The sequence below is a fragment of the Sphingobacterium zeae genome, from assembly GCF_030818895.1.
Taxonomy (GTDB): domain Bacteria; phylum Bacteroidota; class Bacteroidia; order Sphingobacteriales; family Sphingobacteriaceae; genus Sphingobacterium; species Sphingobacterium zeae.
This window is the reverse complement of sequence record NZ_JAUTBA010000001.1, coordinates 2,308,197-2,325,392: the sequence shown is the minus strand read 5'-3', so window position 1 is coordinate 2,325,392 and position 17,196 is coordinate 2,308,197. Positions and strand designations below refer to the sequence as shown.

Below are 17,196 nucleotides of genomic sequence, written 5' to 3'. Positions count from 1 at the left end.
TATGCTATAAAATATCTTTCTCAATCTCTCTGGCGATCACCATTTTCTGAATACTTGAAGTCCCTTCACCTATGGTACATAGTTTAGCATCTCTAAAAAACTTCTCGGCAGGATAGTCCTTTGTAAATCCATAACCACCAAAGATCTGCACAGATTCATTCGAGACACTAACAGCAGCCTCCGACGCATAAAGTTTAGCCATCGCTCCAATTTTAGAAACACGGTCCCCATGATCCTTTAAATAGCCCGCCTGCCTCGTTAACAATTCGCTTGCCTCTACTTGTGTAGCCATATCTGCAAGTGCAAAAGAAACTGCCTGAAATTCGTAAATCTTTTTCCCAAATTGCTCACGCTCGTGTGCATATTTCAGCGCACACTCGTAAGCTCCGCGGGCAATACCCAAAGAAAGTGCCGCAATCGAAATACGTCCGCCATCCAATAATTTTAAAGCCTGCACAAAGCCCTGCCCTTCCTCACCGATGAGTTGATCCCGATGAATCCGACAATTATCAAAAAAAAGACAGGCAGTTTCTGAGGCACGCATCCCCAATTTATTTTCTTTCTTTCCCGCAGTAAATCCAGGTGTACCTTTCTCAACAATGAAAGCCGACATCCCTTTTTTATCCCCCTTAGCCCCAGTTCGTGCAATAACGACAGCAACACTTGAACTGATGGCATGCGTGATAAAATTTTTAGAACCATTTAACACGTAATGATCACCATCTCTCTCCGCAAATGTCGTCATTCCACCGGCGTCAGAACCGGAACCGGTTTCTGTAAGCCCCCAGGCACCGATCCATTCAGCTGTCGCCAACTTTGGAAGATAATGTTTCTTCTGTTCTTCACTGGCAAAGCTCAATATATGATTTGTGCACAAGGAATTATGCGCCGCCACAGAAAGCCCGATTGAACCACATACCTTGGAGATTTCATCCAAAACGGTAATGTATTCCTGATACCCGAGCCCTGACCCGCCATATTCTTCAGGAACGATTACTCCCATGAAACCGTGTTCGCCTAACTTTTTAAAAACTTCTATTGGAAATATTTGGGCTTCGTCCCATTCCATCACATAAGGTTTGATATGATACTGTGCAAAATCTCGTGCACTTTGTCTGATCATATCCATTTGTTGTTTATTTTCAATAAACATAAGCATGAATATTAAATTTACAATCGGTAATTCAATTCAAATATATCAAAATAATTAGGAATAAAATTGCAAATATTTTAAAATTTTATTTTAAATTTATCTAAAAATAAGAAATTCTTAATTTAACAGTTTTTAAAACCAAGATTATAAATTATGAAGGAGCTACTCGCATTACTTCGCCAAAAAAGAGAAAATTTAAAACTAGGTGGTGGCATCGATAAAATAAAAAAACTGAAAGAAAAGGGCAAAATGACAGCCTGGGAACGAATAGAATATCTACTGGACCCAGACCGAGAATATTTGGAAATAGGCATGTTTGCCGGCGAAGGAATGTATAAAGAACATGGTGGATGCATTAATGCAGGCTGTGCAGCGGTACTGGGCTATGTAAAATCCAAACTATGTGTCATCGTCTCCAACGATGCAACCGTAAAAGCAGGAGCCTGGTTCCCTATTTCTGCCAAGAAAAATCTACGCGCACAAGAGATTGCCATGGAAAACAATCTTCCAATTATTTATTTGGTAGATTCTGCAGGCGTGTTTTTACCGATGCAGGATGAAATATTTCCCGATAAAGAACACTTTGGCCGCATATTCCGTAACAATGCCCGAATGTCATCCATGGGAATACCTCAAATTGCAGCAATCATGGGAAGTTGCGTGGCAGGAGGCGCTTATCTCCCTATTATGTCCGACTACGCCTTTATCGTCGAAGGAACAGGCTCTGTATTTTTAGCAGGCCCATACCTGGTCAAATCTGCGATAGGTGAAACCGTAGACGCTGAAACACTCGGCGGAGCTTCTACACATTCGGAGATATCCGGCGTGACAGACAATAAATTTCCCGACGACCAAAGTTGTTTAGAGGCTATAAAAAATGTTATCGATAAAATCGGTGGAAATCCAAAAGCTAATTTCGATAGAAAGATAAGCCTACCCCCAAAAACTGATCCGAGTAAAATAGTAGAGATTCTTCCCGAAGACAGGACAAAACCTTATCGCATGCAGGATATCCTGAATGCAATTGTAGACGCAGAGACTTTCGAAGAATACAAACCCGATTATGGGAAAACCATTGTATGCGGCCTTGCCCGCATAGATGGCTGGGCTGTCGGGATCGTTGCTAATCAACGCGAGATCATTAAAGCCAAAAAACCTGGCAAAACCATGGAAATGCAGATGGGCGGAGTTATCTATAGTGATTCAGCAGATAAGGCGGCGCGCTTCATCATGAATTGCAACCAGCAGCGCATTCCACTTGTTTTTTTTCAGGACGTCACTGGTTTTATGGTAGGGAGCCGATCTGAACAAGGGGGGATTATCAAAGATGGCGCAAAAATGGTCAATGCAATGGCCAACTCCGTAGTCCCAAAATTTACATTTATTGTCGGAAACAGTTATGGCGCAGGAAATTATGCAATGTGTGGAAAAGCGTATGACCCACGACTAATCTACGCCTGGCCTACCGCCCAAATGGCAGTCATGAGCGGTGCCGCAGCAGGCAAAACACTGTTTCAAATCCAAGAATCAGCTTTAAAGGCCAAAGGTCAAGAAATTAATGAAGAAGAGAAAAACGACCTCCTTAAATCCATCGAAGACCGGTACAACGAGCAATTGAGTCCATATTACGCTGCTGCAAGACTATGGGTTGATGGAATTATAGCACCTGAAGAAACACGAAAAGTTATCAGCATGGGAATTGAAGCTGCCAACGAAAAACCTATCTTAGACCGGTATAATGTAGGTGTTATACAGGTCTGAGTGGAGTAAAGTTAAATTCGAAAACCCCTCAAACGGCAAACTTCGTCATCTGAGGGGTTTTTAAATTAGCTATTTTATAGCTATATTTAGGATCTTCTCCAGATTTTGCTAATCGCTTCAAAATCCAACAAAGATTCTCGATTCCGCATAATGTCTACTGACACCGCTTTTTCTACGGGTATCCCCGAAAAGATTTTTTTAATAGGCAGCTCCAGTTTTTTGCCGCTTAACGTATAAGGAATAGCCGCTACTTGAAAAATATCGTCAGGCACATGTCGCGGACTATATTGCTGCCGAAGCACCCGTTTAATCTCACCTTTTAACATGTCATTCAATAAGCCAGTGTCCAATTGAACAAAAAGCAACATATCAGATGATCCATTTTCATGATCTACGCAAATAACCAAACTATCCAAGACCCCCTCGGTTCTATTTAAAACATTATAGATCTCCGCAGTACCAATACGTATGCCGCCACGGTTCAGCGTTGCATCTGAACGCCCGTACATAATTACTCCATCATGGTCAGTAATCTTAATCCAATCACCATGGCTCCAAACACCGCTATATTTATCAAAATAACTATCGAAGTATTTTTTATTCGCCCCATCGTTCCAAAAATAGATGGGCATGCAGGGCATGGGAGCTAAAATAACGAGTTCTCCAACCTCCCCATAAAGTGGATGACCATTTTCATCAAACGCTTCTATCTTAGCTCCTAAGGTGCGGCATTGAATCTCCCCGGCATAAACATCACGCAACGTGCACCCCGAAAGAAAGGCGCTGCAAACATCTGTACCACCACTTAATGAGACAATTTGACTCTCTGGAAACTGTACATTTAACCATTCAAACACATCTGGTGGTAGTGGTGAGCCTGTCGACCCTATTGTTTTCGGCTGATAAGTCATGGATTTTAAATCTTGATCTTGACAGGAGATGAGATAAGCAGCACCAACGCCAAAATGATCCACTTTACTTTCTTGTGCAAACCTCCATAAACTCAATTTGTCGGGATAATTCGTAGCTCCATCATATATACACAATGTATTTCCCATTAAAAGGGCCGAAAGCGCATAATTCCACATCATCCATCCTGTAGTAGAATACCACATAAATCGATCGCCGTGTTGCACATTTTGATGCAGTCCAAGTGCTTTCATATGTTCCAGCAGCATACCACCAACTCCATGTGTAATGGCTTTAGGCTTCCCGGTAGTTCCCGAAGAATACAAAATCCATATTGGCGCATCAAAAGGCATTGCCGTAAATTGGAGCTTAACTTGTGTAAGATCCTTTTTCATAATCTCTTCCCAAATAGGATCATCAATCAAAACACAAGCCACTAAGGATGGTAGCCGCTGCGAAAGTTGCTGAATACTTTCCGCCTTTTCAAAAAGACGGCCATTATAGTAATAACTGGAATTTGCGAAGAGTACTTTGGGTTCAATCTGCTCAAAACGTTCCTGAATACTTGCCTGCCCAAAGTCGGGCGAACAACAGGACCAAACCGCACCGATGGAATTAGCAGCCAAAAATAACGCAACGGCTTCGATGCCATTAATCAATACACCAGCGACACGATCTCCACTTTGTACACCTAATTCTTTCAAATAGACTTGGAGTTTGAGAACCATGGATTCCAACTCAGTCCATGACACCTCTCTTTTAGCGTGCTGTTCAGATTGAAAAATTAATGCAGGACGCTTTTCCGTTGTGTTCCGAAATACGTGTTCAGCATAATTCAAGGTAGCCCCACTAAACCACTTTGTCCCAATAAAGCTTTTGTAATCTGCCGGTAACTCGACAATATTTGTAGGGGCTGAATGAAATTTTAAATTAAAATAGGCGGCTATACTCTTCCAAAAATTAGCCAGTTCCGTGGTTGACCATGCCCAAAGGTCCTGATAGGATGGAAAGAATAAGCCATGCTCATTCTCCACATATTGTTTAAACTTATTGATCTCAGCTAGAGATTTTTGCTCTTCTGTTGGGCTCCAGAGTAATTTTCCCATAATAGTTAGCTATAAAACGGTTATATCCAAACTTAGGTAAATTTACGTGTATATGCAATTTTAAATATTTCTGGCACCCCATGATTGCACAGCATATTTTTGGATTAAATACCAATGCTCAATTATAGCACTTCAATAGCTGTATTCATTTCTATCGGATGCCCTGTGCACAACAGTATTCTTCCTTGTTCAACTTCACGGTCTGTTAACACCTCATTATAGTCCATTCTTACTTTCCCCCTTGTACACTGCGAAATACACGTACTACACATACCGGATTTACAAGAATAAGGCAATTTAATTTTATGCTCCAGCCCTATATCTAAAATAGATTTATTGTAGGGAACCTCTAGATGATAAGTTTTACCTTGAAAAGATAGTTCGATGGCATAGGTTGTTCTATCGACTTCCTTTTCGGTCTCGTCATCATCATCCTCTTCATTTTCGGGCAATAGAAATGTCTCTCGTTTTATCTGATTGGAATCAAACCCCATCCCCAAAAGGGTAAAACGACATAAGTCCATATAAATCACAGGACCACAGGTATAAAACAAAGCATCTTCCTTATTTCCAAACAAATGATCGTTAACAATAGCATGTATATAGTCTCTATTTAACCTGGCTTTCATCAAGTATTTACTATTGGAGTAAATCCACACAATAGTTAAGCGATCAGGAAATCGATCTGCCCAGTGCTCCAATTCCGATCGGAACGGTGTTAACTCCAGCGTACTATTACTGTAAATTAAAACTATTTTGGACTTACTTTCAGCAAGAAGCGCTGTTTTCAGAATAGCATACAAGGGTGTAATGCCAATTCCTGCAGCAAACAAAAATAAGGTCCGAACCTTTTCCGGTTTGGGTTCATATACAAATAAACCCTGAGGTTCCATTGCATTGACGATATCCCCCTCCACAATAGTATGGTGGAGCAGTCGGGATATTTCCCCATTTTCGACACGCTTAACTGTGATACTTAAGGGCTCATTATTATCCGGCGAACTATTAAAAGAATAAGAACGACGTACCTCATGATCACCAAACACAAAAGAAAGTGTAATAAACTGCCCAGCTTTATAGTAAGGATAGTCTCCTGCTATAGACTCAAGCTGAAAAGTAAGGTTATTATTAGGTTGGGGGATGATTTTTGAAATCCTTAATGTATACATAGATCAAACTTAGCTAAATTTGATTTTATAAACAATTATAATTCTTTAGCCAACCTGTCCTATAACTGCCATGAAATGCCTTTAAAACAATAGAAATTAGGGGTAGCAAAATTACCGTACATCAAAATTCGAAACAAAGCATGCTGCTCTACAGATGAATTTATAACAATTTTGTTGTATTACAATTAACAGACAATTCTTGGACAATATTTGCAAAATTTCACGTTATATTTATATCAAAACTAATCACAATAAGATTATATGCAAACACGCAGAAACTTCCTTCAAAATGCAGCAAAAGCTACGCTAGGCATCGCTGTATCTGGATCAATATTACAAGATATTGCTTCCGCGAAAGCTACTGAATTACATGCCGCTACCTTAAAGTTTTCCCAAGTAAAATTACCATTCAGTTATGCCGCTTTGGAGCCTAATATTGATGCGTTGACGATGGAAATCCATTATACAAAGCACCATATGGCCTATATTAATGCCGTTAACGAAGCCATTCTTGCTGAAAACATCAAGGAAGCCTCAGAGGAGCAACTTCTAGCAAACATATCTAAGTACTCTCCAAAAGCAAGGAATAATGCTGGAGGAGCCTGGAACCATAACTTTTTTTGGGAAAGTCTGTCCGATAAGCCGAGCCAGCCATCCGAAAAATTATTGACTATGATCAATAAGACATTTGGTTCTCTAGACAAATTCAAAGAACAGTTTGCCGCTGCAGCAACCTCACGATTCGGTTCGGGATGGGCCTGGTTGCTTTTGGATGACTCAGGTAACTTAAAAATTAGCTCTACTCCAAACCAAGACAATCCTTTAATGGATGTTGCAGAGGTAAAAGGTATTCCCATTTTAGGTCTTGATGTATGGGAGCATGCTTATTACCTGCACTATCAAAACAAAAGAGCTGATTATATTAAAAATTGGTGGAATATTGTGAATTGGAAAAAAGTCAATGAAAGACTAGCATAAAAAAAGCTCGATTATTACTAATCGAGCTTTTTTTATATTCGCTATGAACCAACCTACCCTAGCTTTTCTTTTAATTTGTTGACCTGAAAGTCAACCAATTTTTGAAGCGGCCCAGAAGCGATCATTTTCATCATCATGTTGAGATCAGCATCTATGATAAAGGTTGCCTTTGTCACTGTATCAGCAATAACTTGCAATTCCCAACGAAGAGTTACGTCAAAAGGTGCCTTCTCTAAAGGAGTCAACTTAATAAGATGATTCTCAACACGCTCTTCTACGCGAAGAGCCAATTTTGCCATATTCTGTATTGTAAATCGCGCCTCGTCCGTAGTCGAAGACCAATTGTAGATATTTTCAGGCATCAACTGCTCATGATTGTTGAGATCCGCCAAAAACGCATACACCTCGCCGACATTTTTGTTGATTTCTGTTGTATTCTGAATAGTAGTCATAACGATAAATTAATCCTCTTTATTGAAAATTGTCGCCCCAAGTAGCCGGGTTCAATCGCCACATTTTCAAGATCTCAATATCCTCTTCCAATACATAACTATTTTCAGCAGCGACCTGAATCAAAGCATCATAATTACATAGACTGAAATAAGGACATTTTGCATCAGCAAAATTATCAGTAGCTTGTTGCAATCCATAAGTAAAAATAGACACCAAGCCAACAACATTGCAGCCAGCCTCACGTAACGCCTTTACAGCCACTAAACTACTCTTACCTGTCGAAATTAGATCTTCAATTACAACTACGCGTTGACCGCTAACTACTTCACCTTCAATTAAATTCTGACGACCATGATCCTTAGCTGAGCTTCTGACATAAGAAAATGGCAGTCCCAAATCCTGTGCTACCAAAACGCCTTGTGGAATACCTGCCGTAGCAACTCCAGAAATCATATCCACTGATCCAAACTCTTCTTGAATAAGCTTAGAAAGCTTTTGACGAATGTATGTACGAATCGCAGGATGAGATAAAGTGATACGGTTATCACAGTAAATTGGAGACTTCCAACCCGACGCCCATGTAAAAGGACTTTTAGGTTGCAATTTTATTGCTTTAATTTGCAATAAGGATTCAGCAACTTTTTGTTCAACCTCATTTAAATTATTCATGGCGCAAATTTATAAAATTTATATGAACGAAACCCTGCTAATTTTGGCAGATTTCGTCCCTTCAAAAACTAAAAACCCACAAACGGTTAGTTTTCAAGAGATTGACCTTCAAAAACTTTTCAAACAATCTGAAATTGATAAGGTTCCAAAAACATATCTCTACATCAACAAAGACTTTGAAACCGTGTTTCAAAACTTAAAAAACAAAATGAAGATTATTAAGGCAGCCGGGGGGCTTGTTAAAAACGGTGATGGAGATTATTTATTCATCTATCGCCTAGGGAAATGGGACCTTCCTAAAGGTAAAGTGGAAGATAATGAGAAAATGCGAGAAGCCGCAGTACGTGAAGTCGAAGAAGAATGTGGTATAAAAATTGACTATTTAGGGAAGAAAATTACGACCTCCTATCATACTTATTTTTTGCGTAACGGTGAATTTGTTCTAAAAACAACAAATTGGTATGAAATGGGTGTTAACAAAGTACCTAAATTGATTCCGCAAACTGCAGAAGATATCACAAAAGCAGAATGGCGTCATGTGGACCAATTTGAAGACATACGCAACAACACTTACCCTATTATCGAAAATATCCTAAAAAAGGCAAAATAATTTGCCTTTTTTAGGTTCATCTGACAGGAATAAAAAAGATCATGCCTATTTTTATGTTATGGAAAATATAACAGGAAAAAGAGCCTTAATTACGGGTGGTGCGCGAGGATTGGGGAAAGCTATTGCCTATGCATTAGCGAAAGAAGGTGTTCATATCGCGATTACCGGTAGAAATGAAGCTGCTTTAAAGGATACGGCCACGGAACTTGCCGAGCTGGGCACTGAGGTCACTTATGCCGTCTTTGACGTATCAAATTATAGTGCAGTACAGGAGGAGATCGAGCGATTGAAAAATACCTTCGGTAGCTTTGACATATTAGTTAACAATGCGGGAGTAGCATCGTTTTCCAGTGTGCTCGACATGGATGCTGCCGATTGGACATCGATCATTCAAACGAATCTCGTGGGTACGTATTTTGTTACAAAAACTATTCTTCCGCAACTGATTGAAAAAAATCAGGGCGATATCATTATGGTATCTTCGACAGCAGGATTAAATGGCGCAGCCACCACTTCCGCTTATAGTGCATCAAAGTTTGGCGTCATCGGCTTCGCCGATTCTTTAATGCGGGAAGTACGAAAACACAATATTCGGGTATGTACGCTAATGCCAAGTACGATTGCGTCGGATATGTCCAAAGATCTTGGACTTACCGATGGTGATCCAGAAAAAGTTTTACAGCCTGAAGATTTTGCAGCGTTGATCGTAGCCAACTTAAAGCTACCTAGACGAGCTATGCTTAAATCGGCTTCTTTATGGTCTACAAATCCGTAATGATCGAAAAGAAGGTAGGACGACCTAAATAGAAGCCTTTTAAAGGCTTCATATAATTATATATTAATGGTATTAAGGCAGGTGTGTTCTTTATTCCTGTCTCGTTTAAACAAGGAATTATGAGTCAATTATTTTCAACAATAAATATCGGAAGTATACTATTAAAGAATCGCTTAGTCGTTTCTCCGATGTGTCAGTATTCGGCAACAGATGGGTTGGCGAATAATTGGCACTTGGTACACTTGGGCCAGTTTGCAGTCGGCGGTGCTGCCGCAATAATACAAGAAGCAACCGCTATTACTGCTGAAGGCCGAATCAGTGATGGAGACCTTGGAATATGGGACGATTGCCACATCAACAAATTAAAAGAAATAACCGCGTTCATCAAAGAAAATGGCTCTGTCCCGGGGATACAACTAGCGCACGCTGGCCGCAAAGCAAGCAGCAATAAACCTTGGCTTGGCAGGAATCAATTTTCACCAACGGACCCTCAGGGCTGGCAAACGGTGGCTCCATCGCCCATCGCATTCCATGCGGGAGACCACGAACCACAAAAGCTCAGTATTGCTGCTATTGAAATATTGATTGAACAATTCGGAGCCGCAACGAGAAGAGCTATACAAGCCGGTTATGAAATTATTGAACTCCATGCTGCACATGGATACCTGATCCATCAATTTCTCTCCCCATTGAGCAACTCACGTAGGGATATTTATGGCGGTACATTCGAAAATAGAATCCGTTTTCTTGTTGAAATCGTTAAAAAAGTAAAACAGGAAATAACAACTCAAAATTTATGGATCCGTATTTCTGCGACAGATTGGGCTGTGAATGGGTGGGATTTACAACAGTCTATCTCTTTATCAAAACTATTGTATACATTGGGCGTAGATCTCATTGATGTGTCAAGTGGAGGTTTAGTCTCGCATCAAAAAATAGATATCAAACCTGCATATCAGCTCCCTTTTGCCACAGCAATTAAAGAAAATACGGAGAATAAGGTGGGCACTGTAGGCTTGATCAAAACAGCTGTTGAGGCCGCCGAGATCATTGCAAAAAAACAAGCTGATTTAATTTTAATCGGCAGGGGATTTCTCGACGACCCTCACCTTCCTTTACATTTTGCGAAAGAATTAGCTGCTGACATTCCATGGCCTAAACAATATGAAAGAGCAAAACAACTTTAAAGATAATACCATATGTTTTTTACCATACAAAGGGACAAATGCACAATAGGCTCAAAGCTATAAATTTCTATAGATGAAATTAAACCTTAATAAAATACATCATATTGCCATTATATGTAGCAATTATGAGCGTTCAAAAGAATTTTATACCGACGTACTGGGCCTTGAGATTATGCAAGAATATTACCGCAAAGAACGCGATTCATATAAACTGGATCTCAGACTAAATGATCACTATATTATCGAACTTTTCTCTTTTCCTTCTCCACACAAAAGACTTAGCTTCCCAGAAGCTGCAGGTTTAAGGCATCTTGCATTTGAAGTAGATGATCTCGACTCGGAATTAAGTAAGCTAGAGAAAGCAGGCATATCACACGAAGGGATCAGAATAGATGAGCTAACAAATAGACGCTTTACATTCTTTTTTGATCCTGATCAGCTCCCAATAGAATTATATGAAGCGTAAAAGAAAGCGGCATTGATTTTATTTAATCAATGCCGCCTTCTGTTTTATGCGTATGTCAACTCGCTGATTATAATTTACGTTTCACTTCAACTTGTTCGTAAGCTTCAACAATATCTCCTACCTCAATATCATTGAAACGGTCAATATTTAAACCACATTCGTAACCCTGTGAAACTTCTTTCACATCATCTTTGAAACGCTTCAAAGATGCCAGTTTACCAGTATGGATAACAACACCATCTCTAATTACACGGATATCATTGTTTCTATTAATTTTGCCCTCGCGAACCATACATCCCGCAATCGTACCAACTTTAGAAATTTTGAAGGTTTCTCTGATTTCAACCTCAGCAACAATTTTCTCTTCAAATTTCGGAGCTAACATACCTTCCATCGCAGACTTAATTTCATCAATCGCATCATAGATGATCGAATATAAACGTACATCAATTTGCTCGTTCTCAGCTAACTTTCGTGCATTTTGAGTTGGGCGTACTTGGAAACCTATGATGATCGCATCAGAAGCAGAAGCTAACAATACATCCGATTCAGAGATCGCACCGACTGATTTATGAATAATGTTAACTTGAATCTCGTCAGTAGACAATTTCAATAAAGAATCTGATAATGCTTCGATAGAACCATCCACATCACCTTTAACGATAATATTAAGCTCTTTAAAGTTACCGATCGCTAAACGACGACCGATTTCATCTAGAGTGATGTGTTTAGTAGCACGCATGCCTTGTTCACGTTGTAACTGAAGACGTTTGTTGGCTACAGTTCTAGCTTCAGATTCGCTTTCAAGAACATAAAGCTTATCCCCTGCTGTTGGCGCTCCTGACATCCCCAATATTTGTACTGGAACAGAAGGTCCCGCCTCTTTCACACGTTCACCTCTTTCATTAGTCAACGCTTTAACTTTACCGGAATGAGATCCCGCTAATATAGGATCTCCAACGCGTAATGTACCACTTTGTATCAATACCGTTGTTACAATACCACGGCCTTTATCCAAAGCTGCTTCAATTACTGAACCAACAGCACGTTTTTTCGGATCAGCCTTTAGATCTAACATCTCAGCTTCCAATAAAACTTTCTCTAATAAAAGGTCAACATTTTCTCCCGTTTTTGCTGAAATCTCTTGCGCTTGGAACTTACCACCCCAATCTTCAACCAAGATATTCATCGCAGAAAGCTGTTCGCGGATTCTATCAGGATTTGCTCCAGGTTTATCCACTTTCGTAAATGCAAATACGATTGGCACTCCTGCCGCTTGCGCGTGGTTGATCGCTTCTTTAGTTTGTGGCATGACAGCGTCGTCGGCTGCAATAACGATAATAACAATATCAGTAACTTTGGCACCGCGAGCACGCATAGCCGTAAAAGCTTCGTGACCAGGTGTATCCAAAAATGTGATTTTACGATCATCTTCCAATTTCACCGCGTATGCACCGATATGTTGGGTGATACCACCGGCCTCACCAGAAGTAACGTTTGCCTTACGAATGTAATCCAGTAATGAGGTTTTACCATGATCGACGTGTCCCATTACCGTTACAATAGGCGCTCTCGAAATCAAGTTTTGTTCAGTATCAGACTCTTCAAGCTCAGCAGTTTCTTCATCCTCAGGTTTGATAAACTCTACCTGATAACCAAATTCATCCGCTACTATTGCTAAAGTTTCAGCATCTAGACGTTGATTAATTGACACAAACATACCCAAACTCATACAAGTTGCAATAATCTGAGTTACTTGAACGTCCATCAAGTTTGCTAATTCGTTTGCAGTTACAAACTCTGTAACACGCAATACTTTAGCCATCATCTCTTGCTCCATTGCAGCTTCTTCTGCATGTTGGGCAACATCATCACGTTTCTGTCTTCTCAATTTGGCGCGCTGCGCAAATTTCCCCGACTTACCTGCACCACTTAGACGAGCAAGTGTTGCTTTGATTTGATCTTGGATTTCCTTTTCAGTAGGTTCTTCCTTATTCTCAACAGGTCTTCCCTTACCTCTATTGTCAAAACGATTTCCATATTGCGGTCGAGTACCTTGACCTGGTCTCCCCGGGTGTTGGTTATTTCCACCACCTTGACCTGGTCTACCTTGTTGGTTTCCGGTTTGCCCTTGACGATTGTTTGGATTATTGTTACTACCATGATTCCCACCACGAGTGTTTTGTTGGTCTCGATTGTTGGGATTATTACCATCACGTGGCCCACGGTTTTGATTATTATTACCATGACCTTGACCCGCGTTCGGATTAACTGGACCATTTGGATTCGTACGCTTACGCTTACGTTTCTCATTGTTATTTCCAGCATTAGAAGATGAAGCCACCGGTTTGTGGGAAGGTCTCGCTGTTGGCAATTCAATTTTACCAACCACTTTAGGACCTGTCAATCTTTCTGCGCGAGCAGAAAAAATATCATCACCTTGTTTTTTTACAGGCTCCACTATTGGAGTTACTGGTACAGCTTTGGGTGCTGTTTCTTCTTTTTTCTTCTCTTCTACCTTCACAGGCTCAGTTTTTGTCTCTACAACCGGAGTTGCTTTTACTTCTGTTTTATCTACTTCCGGTTTTTTGATCTCCGCTTTGGGCTCTATAGCTTCTTGCTTATTTTCAGCAACCTTTGGTTCTTCTTTTTTTGCTTCAACACTAGGCGCTTTCACTTCGACGTCCTTCTTCTCTTCCGCCTTAACTTCGGCTTTTATCTCTGCAGATACTTCTTTGGTATTTCTAGGCTCTTCCTTAACAGGTTCTTCCCGCTTCACCTTATTTCCGCCTCTACGTAAAGCGTCAAGATCAATTTTACCGACAACCTTCATACCACCTTGGTGCGCAGGTTCCTCCACCTTTACAGGAGTAGCTTCTTTAGCAGATGGAATTTCTACCGTATTCTTGACCAAGATTTCCTTAGATTCATCATGATCTTCGGTATCCTCACTCTTAGATGATTCCTTAGGAGAAGTGGACGGCGACTCCTCACGACGAATTTTGCCAATAACAATTTGTTTAGCTTCATCTTTCAGTGATTTGTCTCCCTGAAACTCTTTTAACAGCACACCATACATCTCTCCGTTCAATTTAGTGTTAGGCTTTGCTTCTACATCATATCCCTTTTTCACTAAACATTCGACGGCGGTATGTATCCCGATGTTGAGTTCCTTTGCTGCTTTAAGCAAGTTTGTTCCTTTTCCTTCAGTCATCTATAATATAAACTATTTTAATATAATTACAAAAATATGTTTTTTTCCATCCATAAACAATTTATTCCGAATGTTAGATAGAAAAAAATTAACGAGCTGAATTTTATTCAAATTCAGCTTGTAAAATACGTACGATCTCGCGAATTGTATCTTCTTCCAAATCTGTACGTCTCACTAACTCCTCCTCACTAAGAGATAGCACAGACTTCGCTGAATCCAAACCAACACGTTTTAATTCATCGATTACCCAGCTTTCAATTTCATCGCTGAACTCTTCGATATCAACATCCTCATCAAACTCATCATTCTCACGATAAACGTCAATTTCATAACCAGTCAATTTTCCTGCCAATTTGATATTGTGTCCGCCACGCCCAATTGCCAACGAAACTTGATCAGATTTTAGGTAAACCGCTGCGGTTTTATTTTCTTCATCAATTTTGATTGAACTAATCCTGGCGGGACTCAGAGCACGAGCGATATACAAGGAATGGTTTGTTGTAAAATTAATAACGTCGATATTCTCATTACGCAGTTCACGCACGATACCATGAATACGCGATCCTTTCATACCCACACAGGCTCCTACCGGATCGATACGATCGTCATACGATTCAACAGCAACTTTCGCTCGCTCTCCAGGTTCGCGAACGATTTTTTTGATCGTAATTAAACCATCAAAAATTTCAGGGACCTCCAATTCAAACAAACGTTGTAAAAACGCTGGTGCGGTACGCGAAATAATAATCTTTGGATTATTATTCATCATATCAACTTTATGTACAACTGCACGTATACCATCGCCCTTTTTGAAGTAATCGGCAGGAATTTGTTCAGACTTCGGAAGAATTAATTCATTACCATCCTCATCGAGTACCAAGATCTCTTTTTTCCAAATCTGATACACTTCACCAATAACCAACTCTCCTTCTCTATCCTTATATTTTTTAAAGACCTCATCTTTTTCTAATTCCAAAACTTTCGACACAAGCGTTTGGCGAGCCGCTAGAATTGCACGGCGACCAAAGCTCTCCAAAGTGATCTGTTCAATAAAATCATCACCCACTTCTAAGTCTTCGTCATGTTTTCTAGCTTCAGCTAATTCGATTTCAAGATCATCATCTTCTGAAAATTCATCTTCAACAACGACACGTGTCCTCCAAATCTCCAAATCCCCGTTATCTGGATTCACGATAACATCCACATTTTCATCCGTACCAAAACGACGACGGATCATACTACGAAAAACCTCTTCCAATACTGTGATAACAGTAGGTCTATCGATATTCTTAAACTCCTTAAACTCTTGAAAAGAGTCTATCAGATTGATGTTGCTGTTACTCATTATTATTAAAATGAAATTACCACTTTTGTTGCTTTTATTTGATCAAAAGGAAGTTCTTTTTCTACCTCTTGCGCTTTTTTACCTTTTTCTTTAATCTTCTGAAGAAGATTGATCTTCGTATCATCCAGCGTCACCAATGTACCTTCAATTTTAGTATTATCGATCAACTTAACCTGAATCGTACGACCTATATTCTTTTGATACTGTCGTATATTTACAAAATTAGCATCGATACCTGGTGAGGAAACCTCCAAACGATAGGCATTATCAATTACATTTTCTTCTTCCAGATGAAACCCCACATGACGGCTAACTTGTGCACAATCGTCAATATTAATACCTTTATCCCCATCCAAAAGAATCTCTAGAATTTTATTTGGATGCATCTTCACGCTGACAATGAATAAGTCATCGCGATCCGCTATTTTCTCTTCTATGAGTTCAACAACTCGTTTCTCTATATGCTGCATTATTCTTCCTCTAGAAATGCTATTTAATTGAATTAAAAAAAGGGGGCAATACGAGCCCCCTTCCTTTCAGATATGCAAATATAGCACTTTATAAAATAAAAAACAAATATCACTCAAAATGCTAATAATATTTCACTACTTGGAGTTGTCAACAACTGCATTAATCGTTTTCTGCATTTGTGCCATCATACTCGTCAACGTTTCCATTGTCGGCTCAGGCGTCGGTTCAGGAAGCTGTGTACTTATAAAAGCCTTCGCCTTCCATACTTCAAGGATATCTGCCGTCTCAACCCAATAAGGCTCGTATGTTTTGTTGTCAGAAACGAGCTTCAAACCTTTATCTTCTTTAAATTTAAAAGCGATACGTTTATAGACCACGCCATCTTCCTTCGACACAACTACGTATGTACTTCCAGGCTTAATATCATGCCAGTTTTCCACGTACTCCGCCACGATAATAGATCCTGACGGCAAAGGCAACATTGAGTCACCTTTAATTTCAAAAGCACGAAATGTGCCCTGACCAACCATTGGAAGTGAAAACTTAGGCAGTTCTGCGACATACTCCGGATCACCATACCCATTTAAATACCCAGCACTAGCCTTTATAGGCACAAGTTCAATATTCTCACGGTTATCTGTATCTACAGTAACACTTAGCACCCTCAAATTGGATGCATTACTTTTCGGAACTGGCTTCCATTTGTCGTCAATAACATCGTTTGCCAGTTCATCCATAGTCAACCCATAGAATTCCGCAATCTTCTTCAACAACTCATATTTGGGCTCAGCCCTATCCTCCTCATAGGCCCCGACAGACGCTCGCTTAATTTCCATGATATCAGCAAATTGCTGCTGTGTAATTTTCTTTCCTTTTCTAAGGAACTTCAGATTGGACGAAATATTTGACATGTTATTTTTTCAAAAAAAT

The 17,196-nt window shown here is 39.9% G+C and carries 15 protein-coding genes; 6 read left to right on the top strand and 9 right to left on the bottom strand.

Annotated elements, in window-relative coordinates; genetic code table 11:
• Positions 1 to 4: 4 nt before the first annotated feature.
• Positions 5 to 1,153, bottom strand: coding sequence for an acyl-CoA dehydrogenase family protein (locus QE382_RS09535; RefSeq protein WP_307185689.1), 1,149 nt, complete (start codon positions 1,151 to 1,153; stop codon positions 5 to 7).
• 153 nt (positions 1,154 to 1,306) lie between these two features.
• Between QE382_RS09535 and QE382_RS09530 the strand changes: the two genes are divergently transcribed.
• The gene (locus QE382_RS09530; RefSeq protein ID WP_307185688.1) at positions 1,307 to 2,914 is read left to right on the top strand and encodes an acyl-CoA carboxylase subunit beta; all 1,608 of its coding nucleotides are present in this window, start codon (positions 1,307 to 1,309) and stop codon (positions 2,912 to 2,914) included.
• A gap of 86 nt (positions 2,915 to 3,000) precedes the next feature.
• Here the strand turns inward: QE382_RS09530 and QE382_RS09525 are convergent, their stop codons facing one another.
• On the bottom strand, positions 3,001 to 4,929 hold the full coding sequence (locus QE382_RS09525) for an acetoacetate--CoA ligase (protein WP_307185687.1): 1,929 nt from the start codon (positions 4,927 to 4,929) through the stop codon (positions 3,001 to 3,003).
• 122 nt (positions 4,930 to 5,051) lie between these two features.
• Positions 5,052 to 6,098 carry a ferredoxin--NADP reductase gene (locus tag QE382_RS09520; protein ID WP_307185686.1) on the bottom strand — a complete coding sequence of 349 codons (1,047 nt, stop codon included), beginning with the start codon at positions 6,096 to 6,098 and terminating at the stop codon, positions 5,052 to 5,054.
• A 261-nt stretch (positions 6,099 to 6,359) separates the two neighbouring features.
• Between QE382_RS09520 and QE382_RS09515 the strand changes: the two genes are divergently transcribed.
• Positions 6,360 to 7,076, top strand: a complete 717-nt coding sequence (locus QE382_RS09515) for a superoxide dismutase (protein WP_115050679.1) — start codon at positions 6,360 to 6,362, stop codon at positions 7,074 to 7,076.
• Between the two features lie 53 nt (positions 7,077 to 7,129).
• Here QE382_RS09515 and QE382_RS09510 read toward each other — a convergent pair whose 3' ends face one another.
• Together QE382_RS09510 and pyrE are read right to left on the bottom strand one after the other, a co-directional pair.
• Positions 7,130 to 7,528, bottom strand: coding sequence for an SRPBCC family protein (locus QE382_RS09510; RefSeq protein WP_070567739.1), 399 nt, complete (start codon positions 7,526 to 7,528; stop codon positions 7,130 to 7,132).
• Between the two features lie 19 nt (positions 7,529 to 7,547).
• Positions 7,548 to 8,198, bottom strand: coding sequence for an orotate phosphoribosyltransferase (gene pyrE / locus QE382_RS09505; RefSeq protein WP_307185685.1), 651 nt, complete (start codon positions 8,196 to 8,198; stop codon positions 7,548 to 7,550).
• Positions 8,199 to 8,220: 22 nt separating this feature from the next.
• On the opposite strand from pyrE, the gene QE382_RS09500 reads away from it, so the two are divergent.
• From QE382_RS09500 to gloA2, 4 genes are all read left to right on the top strand, one after another.
• Positions 8,221 to 8,808 (top strand): NUDIX domain-containing protein, encoded by a 588-nt coding sequence (locus tag QE382_RS09500; protein ID WP_307185684.1) that lies wholly within the window; start codon positions 8,221 to 8,223, stop codon positions 8,806 to 8,808.
• A 58-nt stretch (positions 8,809 to 8,866) separates the two neighbouring features.
• Positions 8,867 to 9,583, top strand: a complete 717-nt coding sequence (locus QE382_RS09495) for a 3-ketoacyl-ACP reductase (RefSeq protein WP_307185683.1) — start codon at positions 8,867 to 8,869, stop codon at positions 9,581 to 9,583.
• A 119-nt stretch (positions 9,584 to 9,702) separates the two neighbouring features.
• The gene (locus QE382_RS09490) at positions 9,703 to 10,770 is read left to right on the top strand and encodes an NADH:flavin oxidoreductase/NADH oxidase (protein WP_307185682.1); all 1,068 of its coding nucleotides are present in this window, start codon (positions 9,703 to 9,705) and stop codon (positions 10,768 to 10,770) included.
• A gap of 73 nt (positions 10,771 to 10,843) precedes the next feature.
• The gene (gloA2, locus tag QE382_RS09485) at positions 10,844 to 11,236 is read left to right on the top strand and encodes an SMU1112c/YaeR family gloxylase I-like metalloprotein (RefSeq protein WP_307185681.1); all 393 of its coding nucleotides are present in this window, start codon (positions 10,844 to 10,846) and stop codon (positions 11,234 to 11,236) included.
• Between the two features lie 67 nt (positions 11,237 to 11,303).
• Here gloA2 and infB read toward each other — a convergent pair whose 3' ends face one another.
• The 4 genes from infB to QE382_RS09465 form a co-directional block, all read right to left on the bottom strand.
• Positions 11,304 to 14,450 carry a translation initiation factor IF-2 gene (gene infB / locus QE382_RS09480; protein WP_307185680.1) on the bottom strand — a complete coding sequence of 1,049 codons (3,147 nt, stop codon included), beginning with the start codon at positions 14,448 to 14,450 and terminating at the stop codon, positions 11,304 to 11,306.
• 103 nt (positions 14,451 to 14,553) lie between these two features.
• The gene (gene nusA / locus QE382_RS09475) at positions 14,554 to 15,795 is read right to left on the bottom strand and encodes a transcription termination factor NusA (RefSeq protein WP_046675481.1); all 1,242 of its coding nucleotides are present in this window, start codon (positions 15,793 to 15,795) and stop codon (positions 14,554 to 14,556) included.
• A 5-nt stretch (positions 15,796 to 15,800) separates the two neighbouring features.
• A complete protein-coding gene (gene rimP, locus QE382_RS09470) occupies positions 15,801 to 16,265 on the bottom strand; it encodes a ribosome assembly cofactor RimP (RefSeq protein WP_307185679.1) in 465 nt (154 codons plus the stop codon).
• A gap of 135 nt (positions 16,266 to 16,400) precedes the next feature.
• Positions 16,401 to 17,177: an XRE family transcriptional regulator gene (locus QE382_RS09465; RefSeq protein ID WP_307185678.1), complete on the bottom strand. Its 777-nt coding sequence runs from the start codon at positions 17,175 to 17,177 to the stop codon at positions 16,401 to 16,403.
• Positions 17,178 to 17,196: the final 19 nt, after the last annotated feature.

Coding starts and splice junctions, on each gene's coding strand:
- QE382_RS09490 (WP_307185682.1), top strand. CDS start 9,703: ATGAGTCAATTATTTTCAACAATAAATATCGGAAGTATACTATTAAAG.
- QE382_RS09525 (WP_307185687.1), bottom strand. CDS start 4,929: ATGGGAAAATTACTCTGGAGCCCAACAGAAGAGCAAAAATCTCTAGCT.
- QE382_RS09495 (WP_307185683.1), top strand. CDS start 8,867: ATGGAAAATATAACAGGAAAAAGAGCCTTAATTACGGGTGGTGCGCGA.
- pyrE (WP_307185685.1), bottom strand. CDS start 8,198: ATGAATAATTTAAATGAGGTTGAACAAAAAGTTGCTGAATCCTTATTG.
- QE382_RS09535 (WP_307185689.1), bottom strand. CDS start 1,153: ATGTTTATTGAAAATAAACAACAAATGGATATGATCAGACAAAGTGCA.
- QE382_RS09515 (WP_115050679.1), top strand. CDS start 6,360: ATGCAAACACGCAGAAACTTCCTTCAAAATGCAGCAAAAGCTACGCTA.
- QE382_RS09500 (WP_307185684.1), top strand. CDS start 8,221: ATGAACGAAACCCTGCTAATTTTGGCAGATTTCGTCCCTTCAAAAACT.
- QE382_RS09465 (WP_307185678.1), bottom strand. CDS start 17,177: ATGTCAAATATTTCGTCCAATCTGAAGTTCCTTAGAAAAGGAAAGAAA.
- rimP (WP_307185679.1), bottom strand. CDS start 16,265: ATGCAGCATATAGAGAAACGAGTTGTTGAACTCATAGAAGAGAAAATA.
- infB (WP_307185680.1), bottom strand. CDS start 14,450: ATGACTGAAGGAAAAGGAACAAACTTGCTTAAAGCAGCAAAGGAACTC.
- QE382_RS09510 (WP_070567739.1), bottom strand. CDS start 7,528: ATGACTACTATTCAGAATACAACAGAAATCAACAAAAATGTCGGCGAG.
- gloA2 (WP_307185681.1), top strand. CDS start 10,844: ATGAAATTAAACCTTAATAAAATACATCATATTGCCATTATATGTAGC.
- QE382_RS09520 (WP_307185686.1), bottom strand. CDS start 6,098: ATGTATACATTAAGGATTTCAAAAATCATCCCCCAACCTAATAATAAC.
- nusA (WP_046675481.1), bottom strand. CDS start 15,795: ATGAGTAACAGCAACATCAATCTGATAGACTCTTTTCAAGAGTTTAAG.
- QE382_RS09530 (WP_307185688.1), top strand. CDS start 1,307: ATGAAGGAGCTACTCGCATTACTTCGCCAAAAAAGAGAAAATTTAAAA.